We start from the raw sequence: 18,078 nt of genomic DNA, 5'->3' as shown, positions 1-18,078 counted from the left end.
TACAATACTATTTATCAAAGTTCATTTAAAAATTTATCAATAGCCTCATCAACTTCGGATCGAGAGACGGTTTTAACGGTCGCTTCTTTTGCTAGAGATGCTACTATCTGTTTGCCATATCGCTTTCCGACAATTCTCCTATCCAAAATAAGAGTTAAGGAACGTTGGTGTTCGCGTCTCATACTTCTTCCCAAAGCTTGCTTTAAACGAATAATGGCTATTGGCAACTGATAATCATAAAAGGCATTTTTTCCTTCCTGATTCAGTTCCTGATTAATCTTTTTCGTCAAGGGCTCTTGAGGATTTTGGAAAGGAAGTCTTGGTACAACTTGAATCACAAAAGGATGACTTGAAAAATCAACTCCCTCCCAGAAACTTGCTGCACCTAGCAGGATTTGTTGTTCACCTTTTTCAAAGCGTTTCTTAAGCTGATGAACATCCCCATTTTTATACTGGGCCAAGTGGCTAACTGGAAGTAAATCCGATACTGCTAGAAGCATGTCTTTAGCAGTAAAGAGAACTAAAATCGGTTGCTGGAAAGCTCGAACATCCATCAGCAAATCAGCTACCTCTTTGGCGTAGACTTCTAAGGAGGTTTCTGTTACCAAGGGGAAATCTTTGACCAAGATCACTTCTTGATCCTGTTTTCCCCGAGCCTCAATCTTGACAAATTTGGCTTCAGGATAGCCTAAAAGATCTGCCAAAGAAACCCTCTGACTAATCTCAAGAGTAGCCGACACTCCCAAGACTTGACATGAATTAGGTATTAAAGAAGATAGAAGAATACGTCCTGATTTCGTAGAAGAAATTTGAATTTTCTTTTGACTCGTTTCAATTGCTTCAAGCCAGTAGTCTCGGTCAGCTGTAAAATAGCGGACCAGCTCCTCAAAGCCTTCTACTTCTAATTCTGAAAAATACTGGTGGAGATTGGCAAGAGAATCTAAGATATTTTTCCTAGATTTTCCAGACTGAAATTGTTCTATCAAGTAGAAGCACTCAAAGCGAATACTTTCTAATATTCGTTGCTGGACCTTATTTTGCTCGTCCAGTAAAGCCTTATCAAGCAATTCGATAATAGACTGGATATCGTAAGTCTCTTGAAGCAGATTTTCTAGAGCCAACAAGATCTTTTGAACTTCATCAATAATCAATAGACGGTCGCTGACAAATTCAGGATTATCTTCAAGTCTGGTTACAAGATAGGCATGATTGGTCACTAAAAGCTTGCAGGTTTGTGCCTTTTCTTGACTACGTTTCCAAAAATCTTCCGTCACAAATAAGCTCTGAGATGATAAATTCCCGTCATGACGAAGATCTATTAGAAAATGTTGGTAACGGTAGAGTTGCCCGATTTCATCCAAATCTCCTGTCTCTGTCTCAGTCAGCCAGACCAAGAGTTGCATTTTAAAGCGTCTAAATAAGCGATTTTCATCATTTTCCTGCAAGGAACGATAAAAGGCATCCAACTTCAGATAATTGTGTGGTCCTTTTAAACTATGAATATCTATATGGAACACTTCCTTGAGACGTTTACCTTCTTCTTCCATGATCTGATTTTGAAGAATCTTTGTCGGAACGCTAAGGACAATCTGACGATTTTCCACTTGGGACAAAGCAGGTAAGAGATATCCATAGGTTTTCCCAATCCCAGTCGGAGCTTGAATTAATGAGACAGGCTCATCTTTCAATAGCAAGCCAACCTCTTTAGCAAAACTTTCTTGTCGTTCCCTCACTTCAAGGTTCAACAAAGAAATATTTTTAGAAAAATCTTGGGATAGTTTTCGTGGCTCCAGGGGAGCTCCAGTTTTCTTGAAATACAGTCCTTGAACTTCGACCATGTCTGGAGAACTCAGGATGGATTGGCTGCGATAAATTTCTTCAATAACCAGGTAGGACTCATATAAGAGGGCGTCAGCCATTTCCAGCAAGCGTTCCAAGAGTCCTTTAGGAAGTTGGGCCATCTTTTCTCGTAAAAAAAGAAGTAATTCCGCAGTAGCTTGGGCATCTGAAAGGGCTGTGTGGGCGTGTTTTAGAGGAATTCCTAATTCTCGACACAATATCGGCAAGCTATATTTTTCCAGTTCAGGGAAAAAAACCTGAGCCAATTCGACCGTGTCAATACGAGGATTTCTTAGTTCATAGCCTTCAAAAAATAAATTTTCCGCCAAGAGATTAGCATCAAACTGAACATTATGTGCTACAAAAATCCCATCCTCCACCAAGTCAAAGATTTTTCTAGCAACTTGCGAAAAATCAGGTGCTTGCGCCAGACGTTGGTCTGTCAATCCTGTCAGTTCTTTGATATGAGCATCCAAGGGTTCATGTGGATTGACATCCGTCGTATAGTGATCGACGATTTTTCCGTCCTCAATCACAACAATCCCCACTTGGATAATTTTAGCCTTACTACCTGTGCTAGTTGCCTCTAAATCCACCACAACATAGCGATTACCAATCGTTTTCATTATAAAAATTATACCAAAAAAAGGGCTATTTGGCACCTGCAAACATGGGATAATTTTCAAACTCAAGAAGGTTACTTGTATTAAAAATCCCAACAAACAGAGCATTCTAGCCTACTAATTTTTTGAAAATATTGGAGAATAAGAAAAAATTGAGAGAAGAAATGTTTGCATCTTCCTTCTCTCAACGAATCATTTACTTTATTTAACCATGTCAGGATCGTAGTCGTAGAATCCTGTATCAAGAAAACGGTTTTTAGGGTGAAGTCTACGCACTTCTTCATCCAGCAAGAAGGCTTGGTCATGGCTAAAGTTACCATCTTGAATCAAGCTACGCGCTTGGATAAAGAGTTTTGCAATCTCAACAAAGTTCTGACCTGGAGTGTAGAGCCCTTCTAGTTTCCAGTGAGTGAAACCATGCTCTACCAATTCTGTCAATTTGGTCATCAAATCAAGATCATTGTTGGCAAAGATGTGGGTACCATGATTATCTTCAAAAATGGAATAATGGCTCTCTGGGTCACTTGGCTCTGCCAAGAAAAGGTCACGCTTGCGAGTCTTTTCATCATCGATATGCGTGAAGTTATAGTAGTTTTGCAAGAGCGGACGCTTAGAATGATGAATGACACTAGCTCCATAAACCAACACTTCAGCAGGAATTTCCAAAATCTCTGGCATCTTAAAGAGTTCAGCCGATGGAATTTCACGCGCCAATACAGCCTCAGATGCGCCAGCCTTTTGTCCCCAGAAGTTTATCTGACGACTGCTAGTTACCATAGTCGAAGCATCGTAGATGGTCTTAAATGAATAACCATCGCGGTTGACTACGTAAAAGACACCTGCATCCCCAATCGTAATATAGTCTGTCTTGATTTCTTCCAAGAAATCGAGGAAGGGCTTGATACGATCCATCATATCTTGGTGCATGAGGGCATTGACTGCAACGATCAATTCCTTACCAGCATCATGAACCAGCTTAGCGATTTCACGCAATTGGTCATGACTAAAGGTCGTTGGCAGACGAAGACCAAAATCTTTCTCACCGACATAGATACGGTCTACGCCAGCTTCGAGCAGTTGTTTAACTTGTTCAATACTTTCAGCAGTTGCTGTAATGATAATCTTTTCCATAAGAAAAATTATACCACATTTCTCAAAAATCAGCTATGAATACTGGGAATTTTCTAAAAAAGGCAAAGTCATTTTTTAAGGTTTGCAATTAAAAAGTGAACAGTAACTAGCACAGTTCACTCTCATTTTATGTAAGTGATTTTTCAACTAGGTAACCATCATTCATAACATAAATACGGTCAACCTTATCAAGAAGTCGTGTATCATGTGTAATCATGATAACTCCTCTACCTTGTTCGTGGGCAATGGCAGCCAACATCTCCGTTACTTGGTAAGCACGCTGGGTATCCAGACTGGCTGTCGGCTCATCTGCAAGAACGATGCTTGGATTGTTATAAAGTGCTCTAGCAATTGCGGCCCGTTGACATTCGCCACCTGATAAAGCCTTGGGATACTGATCTTGTACCTTTTCCAAATCCAACAAGTCAAGTAACTCTTTTCGATCACTTTTACTATTTTTTCCCTTATCTAGTCTGTCAATCAAATCCAGCTGTTCCTTGACCGTTAGAAAAGGAATTAAGTTTGAAGCCTGAAGAATAAAGCCAAACTCTCTAAAACGGAGGTCTGTTTTCTCCTTCTCCGTCAAACTGCCTGTTTCCTTCCCCTTTACCAAAATCTTTCCACTCGATGCTTCCTGAAGTTGTCCTAGAGTCGTTAGAAAAGTCGTCTTTCCAGAACCTGAAGGCCCAACGATAGCTACGAACTCTCCTGCATTTAGCTGAAAATTCGTCTCATGCAGGGCTACGACTTTCATCTTTCCTTCCCCGTAGGTTTTTGTCACTTGAGTCATTTCAATCAATGCTGTCATACTATTCTCCTTATCATTCTGCAATCGCAGTAATCGGGTCCACCTTTAGCAAGCGTGGAAGTGAAATGACACCACCTAGCATGGCCATCAAACAAATCACCAAGCTTAGGACAGAATAGGCTAACCAACTTGGGTAGAAAAAGAAGGTAGCTGGCAAGACTAAAATCACTCCTCCAATAGCAAGCAAGGCTAAAGCGATCCCCATACCAGCTAGGAAGAAGATTTGACAGAAAAGAGACCATACAATAGTTTTGATCTGTATTCCCTGAGCCCGCATTATTCCATAAAGTCCTAGTTTTTGTATGGTAATGATATAAACAAATATACCCACAATCAAGCCTGTAATGATAATCATAGCAAGAATCATCCCTGAAAATACATTAACTTGAGGTGTGTAACCAGGAATTTTCGAAATCATTTTTGGGATGGAAATCTGTTTCAATCCATCGCCAGCCAATTCTATATCATTTTTCAATACCAAGGCAGAGATCGATTTATTAGATTTTAAAGTTCCTTGTAAGGTCCAATAAGTTGTCAAACTCGAAAAGACAACAGGCTCAGTAAAAAATTTATTTCCTTGAGTCAGCCCTACAATCTTGTAACTTACTTCGCTTCCATTGAGTTGAATGGCATCACCTAGCTTGATTCCATAATTCTCAAAGGACTGATCCACAACCACCTCATCGTCCCCTTCAGGATAACGCCCCTCCTTCAAACTAGGTGAAATAAAAGAGTCCCACTCCTGAGCAAAGATGGAAACATTGACCTTTTCACTATCACCGACTAGATTGGTCACAGCGAACATATAACCCAGTGGAGCTGCCTCTTTAGAACTCTTATCCTTATAATCCTTTTCAGGAATAAAAGATGCCGTCAAATTATCATTTGCGTAGTCAGATAAAACCACACCCGTCGCTTGCCAATTATCAATAGCGGCTCGGTTGTTTCGCACAAGACCAAGAGCTAAGCTGGTCATAAAAAAGACCATGAAAGCGATAAGAAAAATGGTAGTTAAAATCAAACTATATCGAAGTTTGTTTTGTAATATTTCTTTGATAGCAAGATACATGCTTATCTCCTTTAACTTTTCAAGAGGTATCGATTAGACACCCTACTACTATAAAAATAGGAGACAGAAAATCTGTCTCTGTATTCAAAACAAATCTCACTAATCAAATTAAATAAAATCAAGAAAATAAGGAAACACATTTTCGTAAAAAAGAATCATTTGGTAGCTCTATTTCCTTGATAATATAAGCAATTATGAATATTAATAAGTATTTGGTGTCCATCCATCCTATCATTTTCACATTATGGTGTCAAGAAAAGTGATTTTGAAAAGGGACTTTATTCTTTTTGTAACCTTTCTGTAATAATTCTCTGCTGAAAAAATGATAAAATAGGTATGTACTGTTAAGGAGAGAATAATGCCCGTAAGAAAATTACAATCCTATGAGGTAGACTATCAAGAAGAATTAAGTCAGCAGGTTCCTCGCTATCAAGATTATACACCTGAAGCGCAATCTGATGCCAATCTCAAGGAAATCCTATTTTTTGTTAATATCGCTGTTTTTTGTATCTGTATTGCTATCTTTAGTTTTATCTTTTTAGCATTAAAATTATCACCTGCTCTTGCATTTGCCGCAGCAATCGGATCCAGCTTACTTGTCTTAAAAGTTCAGCGCTTTATCATCAAACAAAAACGTAGAAGATAAATCCAAAATATCGCCCCATCTGGAGCGATATTTTTATTTTTTCTTTTTAGATGGTGTGTGGATGGCAATCTTCACTTCAAAGATTGTTCCCTTTGGTTTATTATCTTTAACAGTAATGGTTCCTTTTAGGGCATCTACAATTTGCTTGGCTAGGGATAATCCTAACCCAAAACCACCTTTTTGACGGGTTCTAGCCTTATCCACTCGATAAAAGCGGTCAAATATTTTCTTCTTATCTTCTGCTGAAATACCGACTCCATTGTCGGAAACTAGCAAATAAAGATTACGATCAGTCGCTGAGATAAGAAAATCAATTTCACCATCCTCCTCAGTATATTTGATGGCATTATCAAATAGGATGGTCATCAGTTGTTTCAAAAGAAGTTGATCTGTGACAATCGTTCGATGGATCCGATTTTCAAAACGAAAGACACGGTCATTTTCAGAAGCAATCATCTCATAGTTTGTGAAAGTCGTATTGAAAAAACTGGTTGGAACTTCTGCAAGTTCCGGCTTAATCCCATCATCTCTACGAGCTAAGTTCAGCAAGTTTGTCGTCAAAAAACGCATATTTCGGACTTCTTCCAAACTAGACGCAATGCTTTCGCTCACATCCATAATGGTTGCTTCTGGCTTACGAAAAAGGGTCTCTAAACGATTTTGCAAAACTGCAAGTGGAGTTCGTAACTCATGACTGGCATTTTCCACAAAGGACTGTTGCTTCTGCATGCTCTCAAGCAGGGGCCGAACACTGACCCTAGCTAGATAGAGACTGGCAAGTAAAGACAAAATCCAGAAACTAGCCATCACAATCACAATCAATTGCTCATGCTTTTGACTAGCCTGCTCCAACTGACTGGTATTAATCAAGACAGCTGCATACTTGATATTGGTTGAAACCGAACTGATATTGGTTTCCATCAAAATCATACGATAGATTTCTTCTTGTCCATAGCTATTAAAAACCTGAATCTGATAGATATGTCCTAGTTCTTTCTTCTCTAACTTAATCTTATCCAATCCCAAAAATCGATTTCCAGAAAGGAGCTGGGTAAAATTCTTATCAAAAAGAATAACCTCCGTATTGGAGCTGACATTGGGTTTTACTTCAGTCTTGCTAGTATCTGTAGCGGCATTCTCTAAATCTTTAATCTCTTCTGTTGCCCTATTTACCGCAAGCTGGATAACTGCCTGAGGATTTTCACTTAGTCCATGAAGCTTATCATCCACCGAAGTATAGAGACTCGAATGCATGACCTGTAAAATAATCAGAGTCATGGTAGAGAAAATCAGAGTGAAGACACCAAAGTTGCGGATAAAATAACTAAAGTCATCCGCATACCATGTTTTTTTTAGTTTACTGAACATCTTTTAAAATATACCCAACACTGCGCAAGGTTTGCAAATTCTCTGCAAAAGTGGTTCCTTTTAATTTCTTACGGACTTTTGAAACATAGACTTCGACAACTGAAATCGTTGTGTCACTATCAAATCCCCATAGACGATCAAAAATCTGAGTCTTAGGCAAAATAACATTTTGATTTTGAAGGAAATAAACTAATAAATCGAACTCTTTCCCCAACAATTCGACAGGAGTATCTTCGACTTTAACAGTATTGGTTGACAAATTAACCACAATATTTCCATAAGTCAAGGTGTTTTCATTAAATTTACCTGAACGTTTGAGAAGCGCTTGAATCCGCATTTTGAGTTCTTCTAGGTAGAAAGGTTTGGTCAGATAATCATCTGCTCCCAATTCAAATCCATGTCCCTTGTCATCCAAACTTTCCTTGGCAGTCATGATCAGAACTGGTGTCGTAATTCCTTTTTCACGCAATTCTTTCAAGACTTGAAAGCCATTTTTTTCAGGTAACATTAAATCGAGCAAAATCAAGTCATAGACGCCACTTTCAGCTTCGTAGAGACCTTCTTCACCATCAAATACCTGCATGACATCGGCAAAATCGTCTAAAAAGTCAAATACTGAATTTGACAGGCCTAGGTCATCCTCAACTAATAAGATTTTTATCATGAGAAACTCCTCCTTATTAAAACCATTATACCAAATTTGCCTTAAAAAAACTCAACTCTCTACATTTTACATGAGATAGCTGAGTTTTCTTTTTATTTTAGGCTTATTTATGCGTTTCCGTATTGAAGAACGACTGCTTCCACTGCAGTTTTTTCACGGTTAATCAAGTCAACACGCGCTGCAATTTCCTTGATTCCCATACCGATATTACGGCTAAGAGCAAGGTCAGAAAGTTGCGGTTCAAAGAATTCCTTGTACTCTGCCAAGCGTTGCTGAGTCTTAAATACGTGAGCAGGAAGGATAACAAAGCTATCAAAGCTCATATCTCCACCAAGAGCTGCCTTAATCCAAGCCCAATTTTCACGAGCCCAAGACCATGCTGTTTCCTGAGTTGCCTGATGGCTTAAGAACTGGAAGTACCAAGCAGACAAGTCCTGTGGTTTAACCACAAATTTGTCCTTCCAAGCAGCAATCAAGTTTTGGATATTATCCGCATCTGTACTGTATGCAAGAGCTGCTGCCAACTGACGTTTAAAGACAGCATCTGTTGCGTGCGTATAAGTATCAAGATAAACTGCTAACAAGTCTTTAGTTTCATGATGTTTCATCTCATTGATCAGAACTTGTGAACGAATGGCTGCTGGAAGTCCTGCAAGATTCTCCTTGTGAGCTGCGAAGATTTGGCTAGCGACTTGACTAGCTTCTGCATCATTTGAGCGAATCATCATAGAAATGGCCAACTGACGAACCAATTCATCCTCATCTGATTCCCCTTCTTTAGCTTCGAAACCAAGACGATCATAGTTGTGACGAGCCAATTTAGCAACTAGTGCTTTGAATGCTTTTTCAGCTTCTGTTTCTTCGTCGATAAAGCGCTCAAGGGCAGAAATCACTTGAGAAACAGCTGAAACCACAAGGTAAGACTCTTCCTTAGCAAGTTTATCAAGGACTGGGAGCAAGTCAGCATAAGAAATGTGCCCTGCTTCAGCAAGCAAGCGACGTTCTTGGACGATTTGCAGTTTGCTTGTGTTATCAAGCTCAACTAGGTCAGCAAGAACTGCATCCAACAAGTCTCCTTGATAGTCGGTAATGTAGTGGGCTGTATTTTCAGTGTTGAGACGAAGAGCTCCTTTGTTTTCAGCAAGAAGAGCTGCGTAGCCAGGGATTTCGATACTTTCAGTTTCAAGTGTATCTGGCAAGCCTTTCCAGTTGCTGTTGAGTGGTACAACCCAGAGGCGATTCTTATCTTCGTGCTCACCGATAAAGAATTGTTTTTGTGAAATCTTCAAGATATCATTTTCAACTTTGACAGTAAGAACTGGGTAACCAGGTTGCTCCAACCAAGAATCCATGAAGGCTGCAACATCACGGCCTGATGCTTGACCAAGGGCATCCCAAAGGTCACGGCCGATGGTATTGCTGTATTGATGTTTTTCAAAGTAAGCGTGCAAACCTTTAGCAAAATCAGCATCACCTAGCCAACGACGAAGCATGTGCATGAGGCGACTTCCTTTGGCATAGACGATAGCTCCGTCAAAGAGCGTATTGATTTCATCTGGATGTTTAACTTCGACGTGGACAGACTGAACACCATCAGTCGCATCTCGTTCAAGAGCGTGAGGCACTCCACCTGTTTGGAAATCTTCAAAGATATTCCAGCTTGGCTCAATGGCATCCACACAGACATATTCCATCATGTTAGCAAAGCTTTCATTGAGCCAAAGGTCATCCCACCATTTCATAGTAACGAGATTGCCAAACCATTGGTGAGCCAATTCATGGGCCACAACAAGGGCAACTTGTTGACGACTGGCAAATGTAGAGTTTTCATCTACAATTAAGCAAACTTCACGGTAGGTCACAAGACCCCAGTTTTCCATAGCACCAGCTGAGAAGTCAGGAAGGGCGATATGGAGAGATTGAGGGATTGGATACTTAACTCCATAGTAATCTTCGTAAAACTCGATTGAGCGAACAGCGATGTCCAGTGAGAAATCAAGGTTAGATAATGGGTGGGCTTTGGTTGAGTAGACACCTACAAGGGTACCGTTTTTAGTTTTAGCCGTCACACCTTGCAAATCACCCGCAACAAAGGCTAACAAGTAAGAAGACATGCGAGGTGTTGTCTCAAACTTCCAGATACCTGTTTCCTTACGGTTTTCAACATCGATTTCTGGCATGTTAGACAAGGCCAATTCACCTTCTGCTTGGTCAAAACGTAGAGAGAGGTCAAAAGTTGCTTTGGCTTCTGGCTCATCCACACATGGAAAGGCTTCGCGCGCAAAATGACTCTCGAACTGAGTAGACAAGACTTCCTTCTTCACTCCATCAACTGTGTAGTAAGAAGGGTAAATCCCTGTCATGTTGTCTGTAATCTTACCCGAAAAGGCAAGAACCACTTCAACTTGACCAGCCTCAGCCAATTCGATATGAAGTGCTTCATTTTCATGGTCAACTGTAAATGGACGAGCTTGACCTGCAACTTCTACAGAAGCGATTTCCAAATCTTTTTGATGAAGGGAAATACGGTCACTTTGTGCTTGGCCAGTGATGGTCACCTTCCCAGAAAACGTCTTGGTCTCACGACTCAAGTCTAAAAATAAATCATAATGTTCAGGAACAAATTGCTTAATAAAATGTTCAACTGCTTGCATAGTTTTCTCCTATTCTAAGTTTAAGAGCTGCTACTCTTCTTCAAACAAACTTATTATATCATGTTTTACTTGAGAAAAAAGGATTGGACGGTGATTTTCCAAACTTTCTTCCTTCTAATAGTCTACAGTGGGTAGACCTTGCTAAATTCTTCTAAAACAACCTTGCTTTCAGGTGTAAAAGTCAGTCCTGCTTCTTTCAGCCACTCGGCGAAACAATCCTCATGAACCTGACGCCAATAGGCTAGGGATTTGTCACCTTCCCCTTCCTTGTAGGCATGTTGAGCAGAAACTTGATTGAAGGGCTGGACAGAAACCTTTGTAATTTCAACAATACAGACAGCCTGATTTTGACTATCTAAAATGACATCAAAAGTTCCTTCTTGAGGAAGAGACTCGACTTCTAGTGCATAGAGATCGTAGGCTGATGCTGTTGCAGTCTTTTCGCCTCTTAAAACCAAATCTGCTAAAAGGTCTGGTTCCACTCCAAAAGCCCAAGCATCGATTTCATCTCCTATAGAGGGGTTAATTTTCTTGTAGGCATTCCACATTTCTTGCGGTGTCATAGGTTGCTCCTTTTTCTTAACTTTATTCTCCCTACTTCAAAGACCATCCACCGTCTATTGTCAATATTTGTCCTTGCATGGCACTCGCTTTCCCACTTGCTAAGAAAAGGCTAATCTCTGCTATTTCCTCTGGCTCAATCCAGCGCTTGATTGGTGTTTCACTCGCCACCCAGTCTGCTAAGCCACCTGGTTCAAAGTCGGCAGCAGTCATACCCGTCTTGACTGCTCCTGGAGCAATTCCAAAGACCTGAATTCCAGCTTCAGCATAGTCTAGAGACAACTGCTTGGTAAATCCAGCCAAAGCATGCTTAGAGGAAGTATAGGCATGACCACCACCGCCTGCTAGGCTAGAAGCGATAGAACACATATTGATAATGATCCCCTTTTTATTTTCCAACATTTGAGTCAAATAGTAGCGAGTCAACTCAACAGGAGTCACATAGTTGATTTCAAAAATTTCTTGAATTTCCTGCGCTGTCTGTTCCAATAGGGGTTTATAAGCATCCAAAACTCCAGCAGTATTGCACAAAACATCCACCTTAGGACACCAGTCAAAAATAGGTTCCAAGTCCAAGGTCAAATCTCTCTGTAAAAAGTGGAAATCACCCTCTAAGAGTGGATTTTCACCTTGGTCAACTCCATAAACTTGATAGTCCTTCTCTAAAAAAAGGCGAGCTTGAGCCAGACCAATCCCTGAACTCACTCCTGTAATCAATACACGTTTAGTCATTCACTTCTACCCAATCCGTCGCCAAAACATCACAAGGTGTCGGACTCCACATGGAAAAACCTTCTCCTTCTCCAGACACGTTGATTAGGAAATAAGGTGTCACTTCAAGTGCAACCCCGTTTTGTTCAATGGTGTCAAAAAGTTGGACATAGTTTTCAGCACCTCCCCAACCAGTTCGTACATATTTTTTCTTAGCCTTTAATCCAGGTAGAATTTCTTCAAATGTCATGTTTTTCTCCTTTAATATCAATAATTCTCCCCTTCATTATAACAAAAAACCGCTTTGCAACGGCTTTTTGACTGTAATTTATTTACATCTGCTTCTACTTACGGCAAATTATTCCCTGCAGCAAGATAAATTTCATACCATTCTTTTCTTGTTAAGTTAAAGTTTCCCGCTTGGCTAACTTCTCTCAAGTGCTTAGGATTTGTGGTACCTACAACTGCCTGCATTTTTGCTGGATAACGCAATATCCAAGAAATGGCAATAGTTGAAGAGGTTACTCCATATTTAATAGCTAAACGATCAAGTACTTGATTTAAAGCTTGAAATTTCTCATTGCCAACAAAATTCCCTTTAAAATACCCGAATTGTAAGACAGACCATGCTTGAATAACCACATCGTGTAATTTGCAATATTCAAAAATGCTGCCATCTCGCATAGCTGCTTGACTATCTTCCATATTAACATGAAAACCTGATTCGAATCCTGGAGTAAAAGCCGCACTCAATTGTAGCTGATTAACAGCTAACGGCTGCTTGATATCTTTTTTAAGTAACTCCATCATCATAGGATTTTGATTAGAAACTCCAAAATTTCGAACCTTACCTTGTTTATAAAGGAGATCAAAGGCTTCTGCTACTTGGTCAGATTCCATCAAAGCATCTGGTCGATGAAGGAGCAAGCTATCTAGATGATCAATCTTCAATCTTTGCAAAATTCCGTCAACTGATTTTATAATATAGTCCTTAGAAAAATCAAAATAGGTAAATTCTTCAATGCGAATGCCACATTTGGACTGAATCCACATCTCTTCTCTTAAATCTGGACGATTTTTTAGGAGAAGACCTAACAGTTCTTCACAACGACCACGACCATATATATCAGCCAAGTCGAAAGCATTGATTCCAACAGAAAGTGCTGTTTCTACAAGCTCTTCAACTTCTTTTACAGACTTATCTTCTATTCTCATCATTCCGAGAACAATTTCTGATAATTCTTTGTCATCTTGACCAAGAGTTATGTATCTCATCAAATTTTTCTCCTTTGATTCTACATTCTTCAATTAATTATAACAAAAAACCGCTTTGCAACGGCTTTTTGACTATATTTCACTCCATTTTATCTTCTTAAACCCACGGAAAAAGAGAAAGATACCAATAAAGAGAACAGCTAAAGGAATGAATTTTGTAAGGAAAACATTTGAAATTCCCATCAACTCATAGTAACGAAGCAGAGAACCTACCACAAGATGGGCAACAATCATACTAACAAATGGACGAAAAATCGGTTCTTTCCAATTCCAAATACTGATGACTAGGGAAATCGTAAAGACAGACAAACTATCCCAGGGAGCAGGAAGATAAAATGCTCCTTCTTGTACAAAACTTCCTATTCCTACATATCCCAGAACAACTAGCAGAACAAGAATTCCAACGACAATATAGGTGCCAATTTTCATTTTAGGAGAATCTTGGACTAATCCCCAACGTAAGATTGTGGCCACAAGAGCAAATCCGACCAGAAAAAGAAGAAGTTGCCCTAAAAACGTAAGCAAATTGACTGTTAAGAGAGGACCTTTAGAAAAATCACCCAGTAGATGATAGTAACGTAATATCGCTAGGACAAAAATTGGCGTCAAAAGGGACTCTTTGATAGAACTGCGAGGTGCTTCCTTGAGCATCTCTTTCATTATTTTTTTAGGATTCTTACCTAGATAATCTTCTGCACTCATTCCGTCTCGTTCTGCTTCTGAGAAATCTAACATCATCAAATAAATCTGCTCTCTAAGATAGTCCTCATCATAGAGAAATCCAGCAAGATTAAAACTATCCCACAGTTCCTCAAAATACTTTTGATTCTCCTCAGAAAACTCATGTAGCAAAGCGCTTGTTTCTTCATAATACTTCATTTTCTTCATGGTTTACCCTCCATTCTTAATTCCTTCTACTTTTTGACTCAAATCGTCCCATTGTTGCCAAAAGACCGAGACACGATCTTCTCCTTCTTTCGTTAACGAAAAATACTTCCGATCTGGACCATCTGGCGACGGGCGCATGTCGCCTCTTATCCATTGATTTTTTTCTAACTTTTGCAACAAAGGATAAATAGTTCCTGGAACGATAGTATCAAATCCAGCCTCTCGCAAAGTCTGAACCAACTCATAACCATACCGCTCTTTTTGACCAATCATATCCAAGACACAACCTTCAAGAACACCTTTTAATAGCTGAGTTTCTTTCATCACTTCTCCCTTCTAATCTATTTTGTAATACCTACTAGTAACTTCATTTATAATATACCACTTTCACACTAGTTTGTAAAGCATAATAGTTAAATAAAAAACAGAACTAGCATGAACTAGTCCTGTCTATTTTTACCCAATCACACTTCCGTTTGGTACAGCTGGATCAACTGTGAGAAGGGTTAATTTTCCATCATGTTCAGCTGAGAGAATCATCCCTTGGCTGACATATTTTTTCATCATCTTACGTGGTTTGAGGTTGGCAACGATTTGGACTTTCTTACCAACCAATTCTTGTTCGTTTGGATAGTACTTCGCAATTCCTGAAAGGATTTGACGGTCTTCACCATCACCAGCATCTAGGCGGAATTGGAGCAGCTTATCAGAACCTTCTACTTTGGAAACTTCTTTGACTTCTGCAACACGAATTTCAACCTTATCGAAGTCTTCAAACTTAATTTCTTCCTTGTTTAGTTTGAGCTCAACTTCATCTGGATTCCATTCTTTTTCAACTGCTGATTTATTTCCTTCCATTTGTTCTTTGATATAGGCGATTTCTTCTTCCATATCCAAACGTGGGAAGATTGGTGTTCCTTTGGCAACTACTGTTACACCCTCAGGGAAATTAGCCAAACTCAAGTTCTCAAGGCTCGCTACTTCTTCCAATCCAAGTTGAGTCAAGACTGCACGACTGGTCTCCATCATAAACGGTTCAATCAAGTGAGCTACGACACGAAGACTGGCTGCCAAGTGACTCATAACACTTGCCAATTGGTCACGATGCGCTTCATCCTTAGCCAAGACCCATGGAGCTGTCTCGTCGATGTATTTATTAGTACGAGAGATAAGAGTCCATACTGCTTCTAGGGCACGTGGGTAGTCAACTGCTTCCATGTGTGTATGGTAGTCAGCGATTGATTCAGCAGCTACTTGAGCAAGAGTATTATCAAATTCAGTCACACCTTCTACATAGGCAGGAATTTGTCCATCAAAGTACTTGTTAATCATAGAAACCGTACGGTTAAGGAGATTTCCAAGGTCATTGGCCAATTCATAGTTAATACGGCCAACATAGTCTTCAGGAGTGAAGGTTCCGTCTGAACCAACTGGAAGGCTACGCATGAGGTAGTAGCGAAGTGGATCCAGTCCATAGCGCTCTACCAACATTTCAGGATAAACGACATTCCCTTTAGACTTAGACATCTTTCCGTCTTTCATGACAAACCACCCATGGGCAATCAAACGATCTGGCAATTTGATATCCAACATCATAAGAAGGATTGGCCAATAGATTGAGTGGAAACGAAGGATGTCTTTTCCTACCATATGGAAGACAGTTCCATTCCAGAACTTGTCAAAATTTCCGTGTTCATCTTGACCGTATCCAAGAGCTGTCGCATAGTTAAGAAGGGCATCAATCCAAACGTAGACAACGTGTTTTGGATTAGATGGTACTGGAACGCCCCAAGTAAAGGTTGTACGAGAAACCGCCAAATCTTCCAATCCTGGCTCGATGAAGTTGCGGAGCATTTCATTCAGACGACCATCTGGAGTGATGAACTCAGGATGGGCTTTGAAAAATTCTACCAAGCGGTCTTGGTATTTGCTGAGGCGAAGGAAGTATGATTCCTCAGAAACCCATTCCACTTCGTGACCTGATGGAGCTATTCCTCCAGTTACATTTCCAGCTTCGTCACGGAAAACTTCTGCCAGCTGGCTCTCTGTAAAGAATTCCTCATCTGAGACTGAATACCAACCAGAGTATTCACCTAGGTAGATGTCATCTTGAGCCAGCAAGCGTTCAAAGACCTGCGCCACTACCTTTTCATGGTAATCATCCGTTGTGCGGATAAATTTATCATAAGAGATATCTAGTAATTGCCAGAGTTCTTTGACTCCAACAGCCATACCATCAACGTAGGATTGTGGTGTAATTCCAGCTTCTTCAGCTTTCTGCTGGATTTTCTGACCATGCTCATCAAGACCTGTCAAATAAAAGACATCGTAGCCCATCAGGCGTTTGTAACGTGCTAGGACATCACAAGCGATGGTTGTGTAGGCAGAACCGATATGAAGTTTACCAGATGGATAGTAAATCGGCGTTGTAATATAAAAATTCTTTCCAGACATAATTTTTCCTTTCCAGGCAAATGAAACCTGTTTTTCTAACACTTCATTATATCACATTTTTAATAAATTTCGATAGGGAAATCCATACAAAAACAAGATAGACAAATGTCCATCTTGTTGTTCTTCTTATTCATAACGAAGGGCTTCGATTGGATCAAGTTTCGATGCCTTATTGGCTGGCAAGACCCCAAAAATCATACCAACACTAGCCGAAACTGCAAGACTAAATAGGGCAACTGGGATTGATACTCCTACTTCTATACCCGCAATCAAACCTTGTAACAGTATACCAGCTATAGCGGTCAAGCCTGTCGCAATTGTCAAACCAATGACTCCGCCTAGCAAGGTCAAAATCATGGATTCAATCAAAAACTGAATCAAAATATTAGCACGTGTTGCACCTAAAGCCTTACGGAGACCAATCTCACGCGTACGCTCCGTCACCGAAACAAGCATAATGTTCATAACACCAGTCCCTCCAACAAAGAGAGAAATTCCTGCGATGGCACTAATAATCGTAGTTATAAATCCAAAAAGTTGTTGTACTTCTTGGAAGGCTGCAGTCGCATCTGCCACCTGATACTCCCCTTGCTGAAGACCAGCAATCTCGGTCATTTTTCTAGCTAATTCTGGTCCTACAGTTGGTGTCAAACTGGTATCATTAACTCGGAAAACAATATCAGAAATTTCATCCATATTGAAGTTATTGGCAAGAGAAATATTAGTCGTAATGGGAAGTCCACCAATACCAAATGTCTTGACAGCCTTGGCCTCATCGCTAGTATAAACACCAATAACACGATAGCTAAAACCACCAACATCTATAATCTGGTTAACAGCTTCTTGAGCTGACCCAAACAGGCTATTAGCAAGTTCCTGGTCTAGCAAAATGACACTGGCCACATCTTTATAATCCTGAGCTATAAGACTACGACCTGCAACAATTTCATTTTCAACCGCCTTCATGTAAGTAATATTTCCACCTGTCAAGCTAGCGCGCTCAACCTTTTTATCTTTATAAGACAGGGTCGTATTTGTCGAGTTGGTTACATAGTAACTATCTACACCCTTAAGTTTGGCCGCCTCCTTAACCCAAGCTTCTTGCGGTTTTGGCGGTTCAACATGGACTTCCTCTTCTTTACCAGAGACTGTCAAAGCTGATTGCTTTTGGGTAAAAGAACCATCTTTGCTTTTGATAGGCGAGAAAAAGACATGGATATTCTTCTGTGACTTGGTCATATTTTTATTGATCTGACGAGACATGGAATCTCCCAGAGCCATAATCACAACAACAGATGAAACACCAATGATAATCCCAATCATAGTGAGAAAAGAGCGCATCTTGTGGGCCATGATAGATGAAAAGGCAAATTTCAGATTCTGCATC

General features: G+C 40.0%; 16 protein-coding genes. 1 reads left to right on the top strand and 15 read right to left on the bottom strand.

Features of this window, described 5'->3' with window-relative positions:
- Window positions 1-14: 14 nt before the first annotated feature.
- The 4 genes from F9B91_RS04465 to F9B91_RS04450 form a co-directional block, all read right to left on the bottom strand.
- The gene (locus F9B91_RS04465) at window positions 15-2,465 is read right to left on the bottom strand and encodes a bifunctional DnaQ family exonuclease/ATP-dependent helicase (protein WP_150922613.1); all 2,451 of its coding nucleotides are present in this window, start codon (window positions 2,463-2,465) and stop codon (window positions 15-17) included.
- Window positions 2,466-2,663: 198 nt separating this feature from the next.
- Window positions 2,664-3,593 carry a peptidase U32 family protein gene (locus F9B91_RS04460; protein WP_150922612.1) on the bottom strand — a complete coding sequence of 310 codons (930 nt, stop codon included), beginning with the start codon at window positions 3,591-3,593 and terminating at the stop codon, window positions 2,664-2,666.
- A gap of 127 nt (window positions 3,594-3,720) precedes the next feature.
- Window positions 3,721-4,401, bottom strand: coding sequence for an ABC transporter ATP-binding protein (locus tag F9B91_RS04455; RefSeq protein WP_049542991.1), 681 nt, complete (start codon window positions 4,399-4,401; stop codon window positions 3,721-3,723).
- Window positions 4,402-4,414: 13 nt separating this feature from the next.
- The gene (locus F9B91_RS04450) at window positions 4,415-5,470 is read right to left on the bottom strand and encodes an ABC transporter permease (protein WP_049542989.1); all 1,056 of its coding nucleotides are present in this window, start codon (window positions 5,468-5,470) and stop codon (window positions 4,415-4,417) included.
- Between the two features lie 358 nt (window positions 5,471-5,828).
- On the opposite strand from F9B91_RS04450, the gene F9B91_RS04445 reads away from it, so the two are divergent.
- Window positions 5,829-6,116 carry a DUF3270 domain-containing protein gene (locus F9B91_RS04445; RefSeq protein WP_001145229.1) on the top strand — a complete coding sequence of 96 codons (288 nt, stop codon included), beginning with the start codon at window positions 5,829-5,831 and terminating at the stop codon, window positions 6,114-6,116.
- Window positions 6,117-6,149: 33 nt separating this feature from the next.
- Here the strand turns inward: F9B91_RS04445 and ciaH are convergent, their stop codons facing one another.
- The 11 genes from ciaH to F9B91_RS04390 form a co-directional block, all read right to left on the bottom strand.
- Window positions 6,150-7,484 carry a two-component system sensor histidine kinase CiaH gene (ciaH, locus tag F9B91_RS04440; protein ID WP_150922611.1) on the bottom strand — a complete coding sequence of 445 codons (1,335 nt, stop codon included), beginning with the start codon at window positions 7,482-7,484 and terminating at the stop codon, window positions 6,150-6,152.
- A complete protein-coding gene (gene ciaR, locus F9B91_RS04435) occupies window positions 7,474-8,148 on the bottom strand; it encodes a two-component system response regulator CiaR (RefSeq protein WP_000590639.1) in 675 nt (224 codons plus the stop codon). Before ciaR ends, ciaH begins: the two co-directional genes overlap by 11 nt.
- Before the next feature lie 107 nt (window positions 8,149-8,255).
- On the bottom strand, window positions 8,256-10,802 hold the full coding sequence (locus F9B91_RS04430; RefSeq protein ID WP_150922610.1) for a M1 family metallopeptidase: 2,547 nt from the start codon (window positions 10,800-10,802) through the stop codon (window positions 8,256-8,258).
- A gap of 122 nt (window positions 10,803-10,924) precedes the next feature.
- A complete protein-coding gene (locus tag F9B91_RS04425) occupies window positions 10,925-11,365 on the bottom strand; it encodes an ASCH domain-containing protein (protein WP_150922609.1) in 441 nt (146 codons plus the stop codon).
- Window positions 11,366-11,396: 31 nt separating this feature from the next.
- Entirely contained in the window at window positions 11,397-12,095 is a 699-nt protein-coding gene (locus tag F9B91_RS04420) for a 3-oxoacyl-ACP reductase (RefSeq protein ID WP_150922608.1), read from the bottom strand.
- Entirely contained in the window at window positions 12,088-12,324 is a 237-nt protein-coding gene (locus F9B91_RS04415; RefSeq protein WP_000141914.1) for a DUF2829 domain-containing protein, read from the bottom strand. The genes F9B91_RS04420 and F9B91_RS04415 overlap by 8 nt, the downstream gene beginning before the upstream one ends.
- A gap of 98 nt (window positions 12,325-12,422) precedes the next feature.
- Window positions 12,423-13,349, bottom strand: coding sequence for an aldo/keto reductase (locus F9B91_RS04410; protein WP_150922607.1), 927 nt, complete (start codon window positions 13,347-13,349; stop codon window positions 12,423-12,425).
- A gap of 72 nt (window positions 13,350-13,421) precedes the next feature.
- The gene (locus F9B91_RS04405; protein ID WP_150922606.1) at window positions 13,422-14,237 is read right to left on the bottom strand and encodes a hypothetical protein; all 816 of its coding nucleotides are present in this window, start codon (window positions 14,235-14,237) and stop codon (window positions 13,422-13,424) included.
- 3 nt (window positions 14,238-14,240) lie between these two features.
- Window positions 14,241-14,561, bottom strand: coding sequence for a PadR family transcriptional regulator (locus tag F9B91_RS04400; RefSeq protein WP_000665421.1), 321 nt, complete (start codon window positions 14,559-14,561; stop codon window positions 14,241-14,243).
- A gap of 132 nt (window positions 14,562-14,693) precedes the next feature.
- Window positions 14,694-16,691, bottom strand: coding sequence for a methionine--tRNA ligase (gene metG / locus F9B91_RS04395; RefSeq protein ID WP_150922604.1), 1,998 nt, complete (start codon window positions 16,689-16,691; stop codon window positions 14,694-14,696).
- A gap of 126 nt (window positions 16,692-16,817) precedes the next feature.
- Window positions 16,818-18,077: an ABC transporter permease gene (locus tag F9B91_RS04390; RefSeq protein ID WP_024058004.1), complete on the bottom strand. Its 1,260-nt coding sequence runs from the start codon at window positions 18,075-18,077 to the stop codon at window positions 16,818-16,820.
- Between the last annotated feature and the right edge of the window lies 1 nt (window position 18,078).

It is taken from the genome of Streptococcus mitis (assembly GCF_008763935.1).
GTDB lineage: Bacteria > Bacillota > Bacilli > Lactobacillales > Streptococcaceae > Streptococcus > Streptococcus mitis_DB.
Note: the sequence above shows the minus strand (reverse complement) of the source record. Positions and strands in the feature narration are given on the sequence as shown.

What these genes read in the sequence shown, in the direction of transcription:
- F9B91_RS04465 (WP_150922613.1), bottom strand. Translation starts at nt 2,465, where the DNA reads ATGAAAACGATTGGTAATCGCTATGTTGTGGTGGATTTAGAGGCAACT.
- F9B91_RS04460 (WP_150922612.1), bottom strand. Translation starts at nt 3,593, where the DNA reads ATGGAAAAGATTATCATTACAGCAACTGCTGAAAGTATTGAACAAGTT.
- F9B91_RS04455 (WP_049542991.1), bottom strand. Translation starts at nt 4,401, where the DNA reads ATGACAGCATTGATTGAAATGACTCAAGTGACAAAAACCTACGGGGAA.
- F9B91_RS04450 (WP_049542989.1), bottom strand. Translation starts at nt 5,470, where the DNA reads ATGTATCTTGCTATCAAAGAAATATTACAAAACAAACTTCGATATAGT.
- F9B91_RS04445 (WP_001145229.1), top strand. Translation starts at nt 5,829, where the DNA reads ATGCCCGTAAGAAAATTACAATCCTATGAGGTAGACTATCAAGAAGAA.
- ciaH (WP_150922611.1), bottom strand. Translation starts at nt 7,484, where the DNA reads ATGTTCAGTAAACTAAAAAAAACATGGTATGCGGATGACTTTAGTTAT.
- ciaR (WP_000590639.1), bottom strand. Translation starts at nt 8,148, where the DNA reads ATGATAAAAATCTTATTAGTTGAGGATGACCTAGGCCTGTCAAATTCA.
- F9B91_RS04430 (WP_150922610.1), bottom strand. Translation starts at nt 10,802, where the DNA reads ATGCAAGCAGTTGAACATTTTATTAAGCAATTTGTTCCTGAACATTAT.
- F9B91_RS04425 (WP_150922609.1), bottom strand. Translation starts at nt 11,365, where the DNA reads ATGACACCGCAAGAAATGTGGAATGCCTACAAGAAAATTAACCCCTCT.
- F9B91_RS04420 (WP_150922608.1), bottom strand. Translation starts at nt 12,095, where the DNA reads ATGACTAAACGTGTATTGATTACAGGAGTGAGTTCAGGGATTGGTCTG.
- F9B91_RS04415 (WP_000141914.1), bottom strand. Translation starts at nt 12,324, where the DNA reads ATGACATTTGAAGAAATTCTACCTGGATTAAAGGCTAAGAAAAAATAT.
- F9B91_RS04410 (WP_150922607.1), bottom strand. Translation starts at nt 13,349, where the DNA reads ATGAGATACATAACTCTTGGTCAAGATGACAAAGAATTATCAGAAATT.
- F9B91_RS04405 (WP_150922606.1), bottom strand. Translation starts at nt 14,237, where the DNA reads ATGAAGAAAATGAAGTATTATGAAGAAACAAGCGCTTTGCTACATGAG.
- F9B91_RS04400 (WP_000665421.1), bottom strand. Translation starts at nt 14,561, where the DNA reads ATGAAAGAAACTCAGCTATTAAAAGGTGTTCTTGAAGGTTGTGTCTTG.
- metG (WP_150922604.1), bottom strand. Translation starts at nt 16,691, where the DNA reads ATGTCTGGAAAGAATTTTTATATTACAACGCCGATTTACTATCCATCT.
- F9B91_RS04390 (WP_024058004.1), bottom strand. Translation starts at nt 18,077, where the DNA reads ATGCAGAATCTGAAATTTGCCTTTTCATCTATCATGGCCCACAAGATG.